The organism is Kitasatospora sp. NPDC088783, assembly GCF_044750705.1.
Taxonomy (GTDB): Bacteria; Actinomycetota; Actinomycetes; order Streptomycetales; family Streptomycetaceae; genus Kitasatospora; species Kitasatospora fiedleri.
The window spans coordinates 65,980-80,172 of sequence record NZ_JBIVKJ010000015.1 but is presented as its reverse complement, the minus strand read 5'-3'; the positions used below and the strand labels follow the sequence as shown (position 1 = coordinate 80,172).

Annotated in this window: 9 protein-coding genes and 1 pseudogene; 3 read left to right on the top strand and 7 right to left on the bottom strand. The window is 74.4% G+C overall.

Going from position 1 to position 14,193, the window contains the following annotated elements; translation table 11 throughout:
* The 7 genes and pseudogenes from ACIP60_RS31015 to ACIP60_RS30985 form a co-directional block, all read right to left on the bottom strand.
* Entirely contained in the window at positions 1-1,242 is a 1,242-nt protein-coding gene (locus ACIP60_RS31015) for an amidohydrolase family protein (RefSeq protein WP_400690664.1), read from the bottom strand.
* Entirely contained in the window at positions 1,239-3,017 is a 1,779-nt protein-coding gene (locus tag ACIP60_RS31010; RefSeq protein ID WP_400690661.1) for a flavin monoamine oxidase family protein, read from the bottom strand. Before ACIP60_RS31010 ends, ACIP60_RS31015 begins: the two co-directional genes overlap by 4 nt.
* A gap of 262 nt (positions 3,018-3,279) precedes the next feature.
* A pseudogene (locus ACIP60_RS31005) lies at positions 3,280-3,529 on the bottom strand (transposase); the annotation flags it as partial.
* A gap of 202 nt (positions 3,530-3,731) precedes the next feature.
* Positions 3,732-4,706 (bottom strand): anti-sigma factor RsbA family regulatory protein, encoded by a 975-nt coding sequence (locus ACIP60_RS31000; protein ID WP_400690658.1) that lies wholly within the window; start codon positions 4,704-4,706, stop codon positions 3,732-3,734.
* Complete coding sequence (locus tag ACIP60_RS30995) at positions 4,703-5,596, bottom strand: MEDS domain-containing protein (protein WP_400690655.1); 894 nt, start codon at positions 5,594-5,596, stop codon at positions 4,703-4,705. Before ACIP60_RS30995 ends, ACIP60_RS31000 begins: the two co-directional genes overlap by 4 nt.
* A 130-nt stretch (positions 5,597-5,726) precedes the next feature.
* A complete protein-coding gene (locus ACIP60_RS30990) occupies positions 5,727-6,017 on the bottom strand; it encodes an STAS domain-containing protein (RefSeq protein WP_400690652.1) in 291 nt (96 codons plus the stop codon).
* On the bottom strand, positions 6,017-10,186 hold the full coding sequence (locus ACIP60_RS30985; protein ID WP_400690649.1) for a SpoIIE family protein phosphatase: 4,170 nt from the start codon (positions 10,184-10,186) through the stop codon (positions 6,017-6,019). The genes ACIP60_RS30990 and ACIP60_RS30985 overlap by 1 nt, the downstream gene beginning before the upstream one ends.
* 262 nt (positions 10,187-10,448) lie before the next feature.
* On the opposite strand from ACIP60_RS30985, the gene ACIP60_RS30980 reads away from it, so the two are divergent.
* From ACIP60_RS30980 to ACIP60_RS30970, 3 genes are all read left to right on the top strand, one after another.
* Entirely contained in the window at positions 10,449-10,847 is a 399-nt protein-coding gene (locus ACIP60_RS30980; RefSeq protein ID WP_400690646.1) for an STAS domain-containing protein, read from the top strand.
* A gap of 64 nt (positions 10,848-10,911) precedes the next feature.
* A complete protein-coding gene (locus ACIP60_RS30975) occupies positions 10,912-13,140 on the top strand; it encodes a SpoIIE family protein phosphatase (RefSeq protein WP_400690643.1) in 2,229 nt (742 codons plus the stop codon).
* Between the two features lie 361 nt (positions 13,141-13,501).
* Positions 13,502-14,155 (top strand): IS3 family transposase, encoded by a 654-nt coding sequence (locus tag ACIP60_RS30970; protein WP_400690640.1) that lies wholly within the window; start codon positions 13,502-13,504, stop codon positions 14,153-14,155.
* Positions 14,156-14,193: the final 38 nt, after the last annotated feature.

Sequence of the window (14,193 nt, the reverse complement as noted above, 5' to 3'; positions counted from 1 at the left end):
TCAGAGGCTGCGGCGGACGGCGCCGCGCTGCATCACGAAGTCGACCCGGTGCAGGGCCTCGATCTCCTCGAACGGGTCGCCCGGCAGGGCGATCAGGTCGGCGGTGGCACCGGCGGCGATCCGCCCGAGGTCGGGTCGGCCGAGCAGGTCAGCGGCGGTGCTCGTCGCCGCGCGCAGCACGCGGTGCGGGGTGAGTCCGGCACCGGTCAGGGCCGGGAACTCCCGCCAGTTGTCGGTGTGCGGGAACATCCCGGCGTCCGTGCCGAAGGCGACGGCGGCGCGGCTGGCGGCGACCCGGCGGCCGTGCCCGCGCAGGGCGGCGGCGTGCCGGGCGAGCTTCTCGCGGGTCGGCCGCCGGGCCGGTGGCCAGAAGGCGTCGTCGTCGAGGTGGTCGAGGAAGTGCTCGACGGCGTGCAGGGTCGGCACCAGGTAGGCGCCGTGGTCGGCGATCAGGTCGAGGACCGGCGGCGTGGCGAGGCAGGCGTGCTCGACGGAGCGCACGCCGGCCCGCAGGGCGCGGACCACGCCCTCGTCGGAGAAGGCGTGGGTGGCGCACGGCAGTCCCAGGTCGGTGGCGGCGCCCACCAGGGCGTCCGTCTCGCGCTGGCCGTAGGCGGGCCGGTCGGGCCGGTCGGTGGGGCTGGTGAGGCCGCCGGTGGCGGCGAACTTGATCCAGTCCGCGCCGTCCCGGGCGTCGGCCCGCACCCGCTGGACCAGGGCGTCCGCGCCGTCGGCCAGCGGGCCGATCCTGGCGGCGCCGTAGGGCCGGGCCAGCGGGGTGCGGTCGCTGTGGCCGCCCGTGGCGGAGATCAGGTGGGGTGCGACGAGCATCCGCGGCCCCGGCACCAGGCCCGCGCGGACCGCGTCGCGCAGGTGGACCGCCACCGGCTCCTCCAGGTCGCAGCCCAGGTCCCGCACCGTGGTGAAGCCGCGCTCCAGCAGTTCGCGCAGCGGACGCAGTGCGGTCAGCACCCGGCGGCCGACCGGGTCGCCGGGGTCGCCGGCCGGTGACTCCGCGAGGTGGACGTGGCAGTCGACGAGGCCGGGCATCAGGGTGCGGTCGCCGAGGTCCAGCACCCGGGTGCCGGGCGGGGCCGCCGCGTCCTCGCCCACGCCGGTGATCCGCCCGCCGCGGACCGCGATCCTGGCCCGGGGACGGAGGTGCTCGCCGGTCCCGTCCCACCAGCGGGCGGCGGTCAGCAGCAGTCCGGCCGCCCGGTCGCCCGTCCGGTCGCCGCTCACGGCGCGGTGGGCGGGCGGTGCGCGGCGAGCAGCACGTCGCCGGGGCCGGGGTTGCCGGGTTCGGGCCGGCCGCCCAGCAGGCGCAGCACGCCCCAGGCGGCGTTGATGCCGGAGGCGAGGGCGTGTTCCAGCCAGCCCGGGGACCAGGAGGTGTCGTCCCCGGCGAGGAACAGGGCGTTGGCGGGCTCGCCCGGCACGGCGGGACGGCCGGCGAAGTCCTTGAGGAAGTGGTGGAACAGGTCCGCCTGGTAGGCGTGCTCCCCCGGGCGCGAGAAGCGGCACATGCCGCGGAAGTGGGGCCGGTCCGCCCAGGAGACGGTGACGGCGTGCGCCCGGGCGGCCTGGGCGCGCAGCTCGCCGGCCGCTTCCGGGTGGATGAGGGCGAGGTCGCGGACGAACAGCTCCACCCGTTCCCGCAGGGAGGAGGCGGCGACCTTCTCCGCGTCCCGGCCCCAGGTGTAGCTGAGGTCGAGGACGGCGCGGCGGCCGCCCGGGGCGCGGGGCGGGCCGTAGTCGAAGGTGTAGGAGCTGCGCGGCAGGCGGTCCGTGAGGGTCACGCCGTCCAGCGTGGTGCCGCGCCAGAACGGTTCCTCGACCACCAGCGCGGTCTTGCTCGCCGGCCAGTAGCTCAGCCGGCGCACCGCTCGCCACAGCCTCGGCCCCAGCGGCGAGGTGCCGGGGACGGTGGAGCGCAGTTCGACGCCGGTCTGCAGCAGGTGCAGCTGGGGCGTGTAGACGGCGGCGGCGAAGCGCCGGGCACGGCCGTCGCGGCTGTGCACCACGACCCCGCCCGCCGGGTCGGGGTCCACCTCCAGGGCCGTCACGGCGGGGCGCGGGGCCCCGTCGTTGATCCGCTCCAGGCTGACGGCCGCTCCGGCGGGGCCGGTGGTGCGGTGCGTCCAGAACCCCTCGGCCAGCGCGCTGATGCCCTCCTGCGCGTAGTACTGCGTGGTGTCGTCGGTGGCCAGCAGCAGGCGGAGGATCTCCAGGACGCTCAGGTCGAAGAAGCTGTCCCACAGACCGGGGCCGACGCCGGCGGTGCCCAGCAGCGCGGCCTGCTCGTGGGTCAGCCCCGCGCCGTCCCGGTCGCGCAGGAACCGGTAGAAGCTCCACTGCTCGTACTCCCCGACCAGCGCGCGCCACAGGCACCCCGCCCGCTCCGCGTCGCGGTCGGCCAGCGCCGCCTGGAGGCGGGGCAGGCCGATGCGGTCCAGTGCCGCCAGCCACCGGCGGTGCGCGGTCGCGAAATCCTCGTGCCGGGCGTACAGGTCGGTGATCCGCCGCACCGCGAACCGGGCGCCGTCGACGTCCAGGACGGTCAGCGGCGTGGTGCCGGGGGTGTAGTTGTCCCGGCACGGGCGCCAGTGCACCCCGAAGCGCCGCGCGTACTGGCGCAGCAGCGCCGCGGAGTCCGGGAACCTCATGCAGCCCAGTTCCACGACGGCGCTGTCCGCCTCGGTGTGCCGGTAGGAGAACATCCGGCCGCCGAGCCGCCGGCCGCCCGGGCCGCCCTCCTGGGCCTCCGCCTCGTACAGGACCGGCCGGAGCCCGGCCCGCATGAGCTCGTACGCGGCGGCCAGGCCGCTGCCGCCCGCGCCGATCACCGCGACGGGCCGGCCCAGGGCCTGCGCGGGCAGGCGTCCGATCCGGCGCCCGTCCGCGAGGTGCGCCGCGTAGTCGAACGGGAAATCGACCTGGAGCCGCGCCGGACGGCCCGACGCCCCCGAAGGGGCGCAGGTGTCGGTGCCGGGCGTCTGATCGGTTTCCGGGTCCATCGCCACCACCCCCTGGCGGCGGGGTTCTCCACCCCGCCCTCCCCCGTGTTCGATTCCCTTCCTGACGCCCCGTCACACTGCCGGAGTGGAAACAGCCGTGCCGTGGACGCCCGCGCCCGTGCCCGGGCACCGGCCACGGCCGACCGCTGCACCCCGGCCGGTGACAGCCGCGCAGATCCGGCCCCGCCCCACCCGTCCCGCCGCCGGACGGTGGCGGCGGTGGAGGCCGCGCCGGAGGCGGGCGAGGTGGAGCGGGCGGTCCCCGGGGCGGTGCCGCGGCGGCGAAGCAGCCGTCGGCACTTGCCGTGGTCGCAGCCGCGGTCGGCGCAGAGCCCGCGGGGGCGTCGGCGCGGCCGTCCGCGCGGGCCCCGGACCGGTGGGGCCGCGTCCAGCGACGGCGGGAGCCGGGCGGCGTCGTGCCGGTTCCCGCCGGTCAGGGCGACGGCGGGCGGGGTGCCGTGCCGGTCGGTGAGCAGGTGGTGCCCGCCGCCCGGCCGGTCCCGGCCGACCGGCCGCACGGACCGTGGCGCCAACCGCGCCCCTCGCACCGACGACCCCGCCGGGGACCGGCCCGTGCGGCCCTGCCACCACCCCCCGCCCGCCGGTTGACCGGGCGACGGGAAGAACCGACAGGTGATGTCCCGAGTGCCGCCTCCCCCGACCGACTTCACGGTCGGGACGGCAGGACGGGGGCCTGTGGCCCCTCGGCTCCCGTCAGGACGGGCTCAGGTGCAGGCGGACGGTGGTCAGCTCCGGGCCGGAGTCGATCTCCACCAGGTCGCACAGTTGGCGCACCACCCACAGGGCGTGCCCGCGCGGCTGCCGGGGATCGGGAGGCAGATAACCCAGGTACCAGTCGACGCTCCCCCGGGAGGGACCGGTGACGTCGCACACGACGCGGTGACCGGAACGGCACAGGGTCAGTTGCCCACCGCCCCCGTGCTGGACGGCGTTGGTGACGATCTCGTTGACCGCGAACACGAGGCGCCGCGCGCCCCTGTCGTCCAGCCCCAAGGAGGCGGCCCGCTCCGTGACGAAGGCCCGCGCGGAAGCCGGATCGTCACCGAACCGCATCACCGCCCGCTCGCCCTCGGCGACCACCGCGGACAGCCGCCGCGCCCAGGGAGCGTCCGCGGCGTCGGGAGCGGCGTATCGACCGCTCGGGTGCGCGGCCCGACCGGTCACCGTCTCCGGGTGGGTGCGACGGGCGTCGTCCACCACGTCGCGGGGCAGCACCCGGGTGTCGTAGGGGCAGACGATCCACGCCGGACAACTGGCGAAGGCGGCGTTGATCACTGCTTCGTAGCGGGTCCACTCGGCCTTCTCCAGCGGGTCCCGGCCGTGCCACACCGGCTCGCCGATCACCCGCACCTGCCGGTGCGCGCCGTCGGCGGTGCGCCGGTCGACATAACGGTGGTAGGCCCCCAGCGTGCGTCCCGGCGCCCTGTACCAGTCGAGTGCGTCGATGAGCTCCACCCGGGCGGCGTCGCCGTCCAGGGCCCGGCGCAGCAGCGAGATGTTGGCGCCGGTGGTCACCGCGAGGACGGCGTCCCCCCGGTCGAGCCCGTCGCGGCAGAACGGCACCGCGGCGGCGAGGAACTCCTCGTCGCTGCCGTAGACCAGCGCCTGGTGCGTCAGGCGTCCCCCCTGCTCGGGGCGGGGGCCGCGCGAGCTCGCGGTCGCGGTCATCCGGCCGTCTCCCGCGCGGTGACGGCCAGCGCCGGCTCCTGGTCCCAGCCGACCACGCTGATCACGTGCTGCAGCATCGGATCGAGGTCGACGACGTGCAGTCGCCGTCCCGGGGAGAGCCGTTCGGCGGTGCGCACCAGGGCCCGTATCCCGGCGAGGTCGAGGAAGTGCAGGTTCCCGGTGTCCACGGTGATGTCGCCGGGCCAGCCCTCGGCGGTCCGGAGGGCGGCGGCGAGCGCTTCGGCGGAGTGGAAGTCCACGTCGCCCTCCACCCGCAGCGAGCGCCGGCCCCGGTGGAAGGACGGCACCAGCCGCAGCGTCGAGCTGCTGTGCAGCGGAACGGCTTCCACCATGCCGGGGTGGGCCCGCCCGAAGGCGTGCAGGGCTGCCGCGTCGAACCGCCGGGCGTCGTACTGGCAGATCGCCGACGCACGCCCTGCGGCGAACACGGCGTCGACCTTCCGCTCGTACTCGGCGAGCCGCTCGGCGCCCGGTACGCCGCGCAGGGCCCAGCCCATCTCGCCGCTCACCCGGAAGCCGGTGTAGCCGGCCGCCAGGGCGTCCGCGACCTCCCGGTTCAGCGCGGCGACCATCGCGTCGGGGTCGAAGGGGCCGGCTGCCAGGTAGCCGGCGCCGGCCGTGGTGACCTGGAGCCGCCCGTCGGACAGGGCCTCACCGGGGTCGGTCCCCGCCTCGCGCAACCAGTCCAGCACCTGCCGGGGGGTGCACTGGTCGGCGTAGTACACCACCCGCTCGCCGCGCTCCAGCCCGTCGCGCAGGTAGGCGGTGACCACGCGGCGCTGTTCCTCGTCGTCGTCGAACGCCAGGCACAGGTGGTCGCCCTGCCCCATGTCCCGGACCTGGCGATCCTCGATGATGCGCTTCGTCACCTCGACCACACGGCCTGTACCGCCCCTCCTGGGGCCGCCCTGGTCCGATGGCCCAGTGGCGTGCCCGCGCCAGTCTATCGTCGGCTCGTCAAGCCCCGGCCGGTACCGGCCGGGGCTCCGGACGGCAGGTTCACGGACCGCTGTCGGCGGCGGTGACGTCGGCCAGGCCGGAGATGGCCAGGATCGGGTCCAGGAGGGGGTTGGCGACGAGCTCGATCCGGTCGGCGTGGCGGAAGAGCACGCTCAGGCCGGCGCTGTCGAGGTACTCGACGGCGCTGAGGTCGAGGACGAGGGGGCCCTGGATGCTGTCGAGCGCGTCCGTCAGGTCGGCGGTGTTGCTCATGTCGATCTCGCCGACGGCGGTGAGCACGGCCGTGCCGTCGGGCCGCCGGCTGGGCGTGAGGGTCAGGGGCGTGGTCATCAGGCGATCCTCGTGTGCATGTCGACGGTGGTTCCGGCTGGTCCGGGGTTGACGCTGACGTGCTGCATCAGGGCGCGCATCAAGCCCATGCCGCGTCCTCGGTGGGTGTTGTGCTCGGGCTGGGGCGGCTTCCAGCGCCCGGTGTCGACGATGGTCAGGTGCAGGTTGTCGACGAAGGCTTCGGCCCGGAAGTAGACGGTGTCGCCGGGGGCGTCGCGGTGGCCGTGCTCGATGGCGTTGGCGCACGCCTCGCCCGCGGCGACGAGGATGTTCTGCACGGTCGCCTGGGGCAGGTCGCACTGCGCGAGCCAGCCCCGCAGCGCCTTGCGCACGGGGGCGAGCTGCGAGGACTCGGCGGGGAAGGACATCTCCAGCGGGGCGGGGTGGCGGTACAGCAGCAGAGCGACGTCGTCGTCGTAGCCGTCGGCGGGCGCCAGGCGGGACATGACGTCGGTGGCCAGGTCGTCGACGGCCGTGTTGCGCCCGTCCTGGAGTGCCTCGCCGGCCTGGCCGATGCCGGCGGTGATGGGCCGGCGGCGGCGCTCGACGAGACCGTCGGTGTACAGCAGCAGGGTGGACCGGGGCGGGATGGTGCAGGTGCTCTCCGGGCGCGGCCTGCGCGGGCGCACGGCCAGCGGCAGGGAGCGGCCGCCCTCCAGCAGCCGGGTGGTGCCGTCGGGTTGGACGAGGATGCCCGGCGGGTGTCCGGCGCTGGAGTAGGTCAGGTGGCCGGTCTCCGGGTCCAGGACGCCGCAGAAGACGGTGGTGCAGGCCGCGCCCGGCACGCTGGCGGCGAACTGGTCCAGGGCCGTCAGCACCTGTGCGGGGTCGGCGTCCTGCAGCAGCAGGGCGCGGCAGGCGCTGCGGAGCTGGCCCATGACGCTGGCTGCTTCGAGTCCGCGGCCGACGCAGTCGCCGACGACGATGCCGATGCGGCCGTCCGGCAGGGTGACGGTGTCGTACCAGTCGCCGCCGACCTCCAGGGGCCGGGTGGCGGGCTCGTAGCGGACGGCGAAGCCGTCGGGGAGGTGGGAGGGGCCGAGGATCGCGCGCTGCAGGGCGATGGCGGTCTCGCGCTGCTGGTCGATCTGGTGCGCGCGGGCCAGGCCCTGGGCGAGGTGGCTGGCCAGCAGGGACAGCAGGAGCTGGTCCTCGCCGGTGAAGGGCCGGAGGCTGCCGAGGTCGAGCCACAGGACCAGTCGTCCCTCGGGGTGCTCCAGGGTGACGCCCGCGCCGCCCTGCCCGGCGGTGGCGGTGAGCAGGGGCTGCCGGCGCAGTTCGGCGAGTGTCCGGCGCTGTTCGACGGGCAGGTGCTGCCAGGTCAGGTCGGCGTCGGTCGCGGTGAGGGTCGGCCGGTCGTCCTGGTCGAAGACGACGGCCGCGGCGTAGCGGGCGTTCCAGAGCTTGCCCAGCTCGGCCAGGGCTCCGGTCACCGCTTCCGGCACGCTGGTGGCTCGCGACAGGCAGGTGCCCAGGGCCGCCAGGGCGCTTTCGCGCTGGATGGCGTAGTGCTCGGCGGTCACGTCCCGGAAGGTGCCGACGATGGCGGTGCGGCCGGTGGTGGGGTCGTGGACCTGGTTGAAGGTGGCGGTGGCCCACAGCCGGTGCCCGTCCCGGTGGGTGACGGGGATGGTGTAGCTGCCCCGGCTGTGTTCGAGCAGGTTCTGGAAGGCCTCGGTCACCCGGCGGTGCGCCTCGGGGTCGGTGGTGGCGTCGGGCCACCAGGGGTGCACGGGCCGGTAGGGCAGTCCTTCGGGACCGTAGCCGAGGATGGCGGCGAACGCGGCGTTGATCTCGACGACGGTGCCGTCCTCGTCGCAGACGAAGAAGGCCTCCTGGAGGGAGTCGACCAGCGCGGTGCGCCAGCGGGCGTGCTGGTTGCGCAGCCGGGAGAGCTCGATGTTGGCGCGGACCCGGGCGAGGAGTTCGGCGGCGGCGAACGGCTTGACCAGGTAGTCGTCCGCGCCTGCCTGGAGACCTTCGATGGAGGCCTCCTGTCCGGCGCGGGCCGACAGCAGCAGCACGGGGACCGATGCGGTGCGGGGGTCGGTGCGCAGCGCGCTGACCAGGGCCAGACCGTCCAGGCCCGGCATCATGACGTCGCTGATCACCAGGTCGGGCGCGTCGGCGCGGACGGCGCCCAGCGCCTGCCACCCGTCCTGGACTTCGTCGACCCGGTACCCGGCGCCGCGCAGCAGGCGGGCGAGGTACTCGCGCATGTCGGCGTTGTCGTCGGCGACCAGTACCCGCGCCGGGAGCGCCGCGCCGTTCGCGGGCGCGTCGCCGTCGGTCTGCGGGGGGACGGGGGCCGGCTGTCCGGACGGCACGGCGCCCTGCTCGCCGGGCAGCCAGCGCAGGGCCTCCTGGAGGTAGGGGTCCGCGGCGGAGGCGGGAAGGACCCCGTCGCCCGGGAGGAGGGCCTCGGCGGGCAGGTGCGCCGACCCGAACGGCAGGCGGATGGTGAAGCGGGTCCCCTCCCCCTCGACGGAGGCCGCGGTGATGGAGCCGCCGTGCAGGCCGACGAGTTCCTGCACCAGGGCCAGGCCGATTCCGCTGCCCTCGTTGGAGCGGGAGCGGGCGTTCTCGATGCGGTGGAACCGCTCGAACAGCCGGGGCATCTCCTCGTCCGGTACGCCGATCCCGGTGTCGGCGACGGTGACCACGGCCTCGCCGTCCCGCGCCTCCACCGCCACCGTGATCGAGCCGTCGAAGGTGAACTTCAGCGCGTTGCTGAGGAGGTTGAGGATCACCTTCTCCCACATGCTCCGGTCGACGTACACCGGTTCGGGCAGCGCCGCGCAGTCGACGTGGAAGTCCAGGCCGGCCCGGTCGACGGCGGAGCGGAACACGCTGGCCAGTTCCCGGGTGACCGCCGCGAGGTCGACGGGCGCGTAGCTGGCCTGCATCCGGCCGGCTTCGATCCGGGAGAAGTCGAGCAGGGTGTTGACGAGTCGGCCCAGGCGCAGTCCGTTGCGGTGGACGACGTCGAGTTCCTCGCGCACGTACGGGTCCGCGTCGGCGAGCCGGTTCCGGAGCTCTTCGACCGGCCCCATGATCAAGGTCAGGGGGGTGCGGAACTCGTGGCTGATGTTGGAGAAGAACGTCGTCTTGGCCCGGTCCAGCTCGGCGAGCTCCTCGGCCCGCCGCTGCTGCGCCTGGTAGCTGCGGGCACTGGCGACGCCGGTGGCGACGTGCCCGGCCACCAGCTCGACGAACCCGCGGTAGCCGTCGTCGAGTTCCCTGTAGCGGTTCAGGCCCGCCACCATGAACCCGTACGGTGCGCCGCCCTGTTGCAGCAGGGGGACCACCAGGGCCTGCACCGGCGGCTGCTCCCAGGCTCCGGCCGGCAGGTCGGCGAACGGCGCGCCGTCCAGGGGGACCAGGACGCCCTCCCCGTGGGCCACGGCCGCCACCGGCCACAGCGGGTCGGTGCCCGCCCGGAGCCGGGGCGCGGCGACCGGGTGGGACGCCGGTATGCCCGTGGCCGCGGCGAGCCGGGCCCCGCCCTCGTCGTCGGCGAGGTAGGTGAGGGTGAACGGCAGGTCGTACGGGTTGCGGCCGAGCTGCGCGGCGACGAAGTCGAGCATCTCCTGCTCGGTCCGCACCACGCTGGGATCGGAGCCCAGGTCGCGCAGGGTGGCCATCCGGCGTTCGCCGATGACCCGTTCGGTGTCCTCGCTGACCACGCACAGCATGCCCACGGGGGTGCCGTCGTCGTCGTGGAGCGGGCTGTAGGAGAAGGTGTGGTAGCTCTCCTCGGTGTAGCCGGAGCGCTCCAGGAACAGCAGCAGCCCCTCGTCCCAGGTCGCCTCCCCGGTGGTGAGGACGGCGTCGATGCGCGGGCCGATGTCGCCCCAGATCTCCGCCCACACCTCGGCGGAGGGGCGGCCCAGGGCCCACGGGTACTTCTGGCCGAGGGTGTCGCGCCGGTAGGCGTCGTTGCAGAAGAACGTCAGCTCCTCGCCCCAGGCCATCCACATGGAGAACTTCGACGACAGCAGGATGCGCACCGCGGTGCGCAGGCTCTGCGGCCAGTGCTCGGGCTCACCGAGCGGCGTGGCCGACCAGTCGACCCGGGCCAGGTCGGCGCCGACGCTCCCGCCGACCGCGAAGACCTCGTTCCCGGCCGTCGACGGCGCGGGACTCCCGCCTTTGTCCGCACGTGTCACTGAGCACCCTTTCGTGAGCCTGGAGCGGGAGGGGACCTTGACTCGTTCCGTAGGATAGATCAGTCGCGTTTGTGGTCGGTAAGGACCGTACGGAGCAGCAGGGCAGCAGCACCCGCCGCGCTGCGCCGGCCGGTGCGGAGCGGCCCGTCCCGGCGGGCCGGTCGGCGCGGTGCCCGTCGGGGGCGGCGCGGTTGTCGTCGGGTGCCGCCCGTCCCGTACCGTTCGACGGAGGCAGCCCCCTGCTACCCGCACAGGAGAAAAGGTGTCCGATCGTACTTTTACCGCCGCCAGGCTCCGGCACCCCTCCGGGGTGGACGTGTTGCGCGCGGCCGGCGAACTCGATCAGCACACCGCGCCGGAGCTGACCCGACTCGTCGAAGAGGCGACCTTCGGGCCGGACAACCCCGTGGTGATCGACCTCTCCGGCCTCACCTACTGCGACTCCACCGGCATCACCACCTTCGTCATCGCCTACAACCTGGCGCGGGACACCGGTGCCCCCTTCGTCCTGGTCGGTCCCAACAGCGATCTGATGCGTGTCTTCCGCATCGTCGGGCTCGACCAACTCTTCACCTTCCGGCCCACGCTGGACTCCGCGCTCGACGCCCTGGCCCCCTCGCCGGAGGCGGGTGCGCCGCTCCCGGCCGGCGAGACCCGATGAGGCCGGGAGGCGCGCGCCGCGCTCCCACCAGCCCGGCCACCGGAGAGCGGGGAGGAGGAAGAGGATGACCGAGACCCCCTTCCACTCCGACCGGATGTCCGACCGGATGTCCGACCGGATGCGCCCGTCCGCGACGGCCGGCGGCCCGAGCACCGAGACCGACCTGCGGGCCCTGTTCGGCGAGTCGACGGCGGTGTTCGCCTCGATGGCGGGCCCCGCGCACCTCCTGGAGGCGGCGAACCCGGCGTTCTTCACCGCCATCGGCCGGGCCGACCGGCCGCAAACCGGCCTGCCGATCGGCCAGTTGATGCCCGAGCTCGCCGAGCAGGGGTTCCTGGCGCTCCTCGACCGCGTGTACCGCACCGGCCGCTCCCACACCGGCCGTGACGTACGGGTCGTGCTGGGCGTCGGCGCGCGGGCCCGGGAGGCGTTCTTCGACTTCACGTACGAACCCCGGCGCGACAAGGGGGGGAACGTCACGGGAGTGCGGATGATCGGGGTGGAGACCACCCAGGTCAAGCACGCCCAACGGCTGACCGCCGAACACCGCGTCCTCCTGGAGCAGATCGCCCGCCAGGCCCCCCTGTCCGAGGTCCTGGAGGGGATGGCGAGGGCGATCGAGGAACTGTCGCCGGGGGTGCTCGTCTCGGTGCTCCTGGCGGACGAGGACGGCCGCCACCTGCGCCACGGCACGGCCCCCAGCCTGCCGGCCTTCTACAACCGGGCGATCGACGGCATCGCCACCGGTGAGGGCGTGGGCTCCTGCGGGACGGCCGCCCACCGGCGCCGACGGGTCATCGTCTCCGACATCGCCACCGACCCCTACTGGGACGACTTCCGCGACCTGGCCGAACGCGCCCGGCTCGCCGCCTGCTGGTCCACCCCCATCCTGGCCCGCGACGGCCGCCTGCTGGGCACCTTCGCCATGTACCACCGCACACCGAGCACCCCGAGCGAAGCCGACCTCGCACTGGCCGGCGTGTTCGCCGACACCGCGGCCCTGGCCATCGAACGCCACCAGGTCGAGCAGGCCCGCTCGGCCGCCGAAGCGCGGGAGAAGGCGGCCCGGGACGACCTGGCGTTCCTCCTCAAGGCCAGCACCGCCCTGAGCGCCGACCTCGACCACACCGAGATCCTCAAGCGCCTGGCCACCCTGTGCGTCCCCGACCTGGCCCCGCTGAGCGCCGTCGACATCCTCGAAACCGGCCGGCTCCGCCGCGTCGCCACGGCCGCTCCCGACGAACCCGCCCGGCACCTGCTGGCCTCCCACGGCCAGGCCGACCCGACGGACGGCCCGGCCGCGCGCGTCCTGGACTCCGGCCTCAGCGAGGTCGCCCGCCGACCCCCCACCGAAGCCGGCCCCTGGGCCGAACTGGACGTCACCGCCTACCTGTGCGTCCCGCTCACCGACGGCGGCCGGCTCTTCGGAACGCTGACCCTCCTCAGCACCGGCGGCCGCACCTTCGACGGACGGACGGTCGTCCTGGCGGAGGAACTCGCCCGCCGCGCCGCCTCCGCGGCCCGCAACGCCCTCCAGTACTCCCAGCGCGCCGCGCTCGCCCGGGACCTCCAGGCCGGGCTCCTGCTGCCGGACCTGCCGGATCTGCCGGGCGCCGAAGTGGCCACCCACTACCACCCCGCCGGCGAGGGACTGGAGGTCGGCGGCGACTTCTACGACGTCTTTCCGCTGGAGGGGGACCGCTGGGCCTTCATGCTCGGCGACGTCAGCGGACGCGGCGCCCGGGCCGCCGCCACCACCGCCCTCGTCCGCAACACCGCCCGCGCCGTCGCCCCCCTGCTGGCCGACCCGGAAGCCGTCGTGCAAGCGGTCAACCGCGCGCTGACCGACTGGCACAACCAGAACGGCACCGGCTTCGTCACCCTCGTCTACGGCCACTTCGTCCCCACGGCCACCGGGTTGGACATCGAACTCATCAGGGCCGGCCACACCCTGCCCCTCCAGCTGACCGCGGAGGGCACGCACCCCGTCCACAGCGAGGGCCTGCTCCTGGGCATCATGCCCCGCCCCCGGCTGGAGACCCGCCGCCTCCACCTCGACTCCGGCCAGAGCCTGGTCCTCTACACCGACGGCATCACCGAAGCCCGCAACGGCGACGGGGAGCAGTTCGGTGAGGACCGCCTCCTCGACGCCCTCGCCCCCGCCACGAGCAGGGAGGCACCGGCCGTCCTGGCCACGGTCGTCGAGGCGGTCCGGGCCTTCACCGGCGACAGCGGCACCGACGACGACCAAGCCGTCCTCGTCCTCACCGCCACCGCGTCCGTCGACGGGTGACGCACGGCGGACGCCTGCCGCGTCGGAACCCCCGGCGCCCCGTCATCAGCTACTGGAGGGCGGTCACCCGCCTCGCCCACCTCGTGCCTCGCATCCCACTCTCCACGCCCTGTCGGCACGCCGAACGGGCCAGCAAGTCTTGGTGCCACAGAGCACCGAGTGCGAGGAGGAGTCCATGGGACAGCGTCCACAGCGGGGAAGGGTCTACCGGTGGTGCGGCTGCTCAAGCAGTAACGGCAAACAACTCGGGCCGTGGTGCCCTCAGTTGGCCGCGAAGATGAAGCACGAGACGTGTGGGCTTGATTCGCTTTGACGGACACTCCTGATCGGGGGCTTCGGCTCCGGAAGGATGATGTCCGTCGTGGAGAGCACGGGGAAGAAGAAGCCGCGTCCTCGCCGCTCGTTCACGCCGGAGTTCAGGGCCGGCACCGCCGGCGGCGCCACCGTACGACGATCCCCGATCCCCGATCCGCGTGCGGCCCTGCGGCCCGACCTGGTCCAGCGGGGTTTCCGGCCCGACCGGGCCGCTCTCGACACGCGCTGGTGCGGCGGCATCACCTACATCCCGACGCAGGAGGGCCGGCTCCACCTGGCCACCGTCATCGACATCGCCTCCCGCCGCGTCGTCGGCCGGGCCACCGCCGACCACCTGCGGACCGAACTGGTCGCCGACGCCCTGCGGGCCGCCTGCCGAACCCGCCGCCCGACCGGACCGGCGGCCTTCCACCCCGATCGCGACTGCCAGTGCACCAGCCGCGAATTCGCCCTTCTTGCAGCCGAGTTCAGAGTTCGACTGTCGGTCGGCCGCACCGGACAGTGCTGGGACAACGCGCTCGCGGAGTCCTTCTTCGCCACGCTGGAACGGGAGTGGATCGGCGACCGGCCGTGGCCGAGCCGCGCAGCGGTCAGAACGGCGACCTTCGAGTGGATCGAAGGCCGGTACAACATGCGCAGGCTGCACAGCAGCCTCGGCTACCGCAGTCCCGCTCAGGACGAGAGCGCCTTGGCGGCCTGACCACCACACCGAGGGTGCCCGCCAAAGCGGAGCAAGCT

Bases quoted from the DNA above. Each gene is read 5' to 3' on its own strand.
- ACIP60_RS30975 (WP_400690643.1), top strand. From the start codon at position 10,912: ATGACCGAGACCCCCTTCCACTCCGACCGGATGTCCGACCGGATGTCC.
- ACIP60_RS30990 (WP_400690652.1), bottom strand. From the start codon at position 6,017: ATGACCACGCCCCTGACCCTCACGCCCAGCCGGCGGCCCGACGGCACG.
- ACIP60_RS31000 (WP_400690658.1), bottom strand. From the start codon at position 4,706: ATGACCGCGACCGCGAGCTCGCGCGGCCCCCGCCCCGAGCAGGGGGGA.
- ACIP60_RS31010 (WP_400690661.1), bottom strand. From the start codon at position 3,017: ATGGACCCGGAAACCGATCAGACGCCCGGCACCGACACCTGCGCCCCT.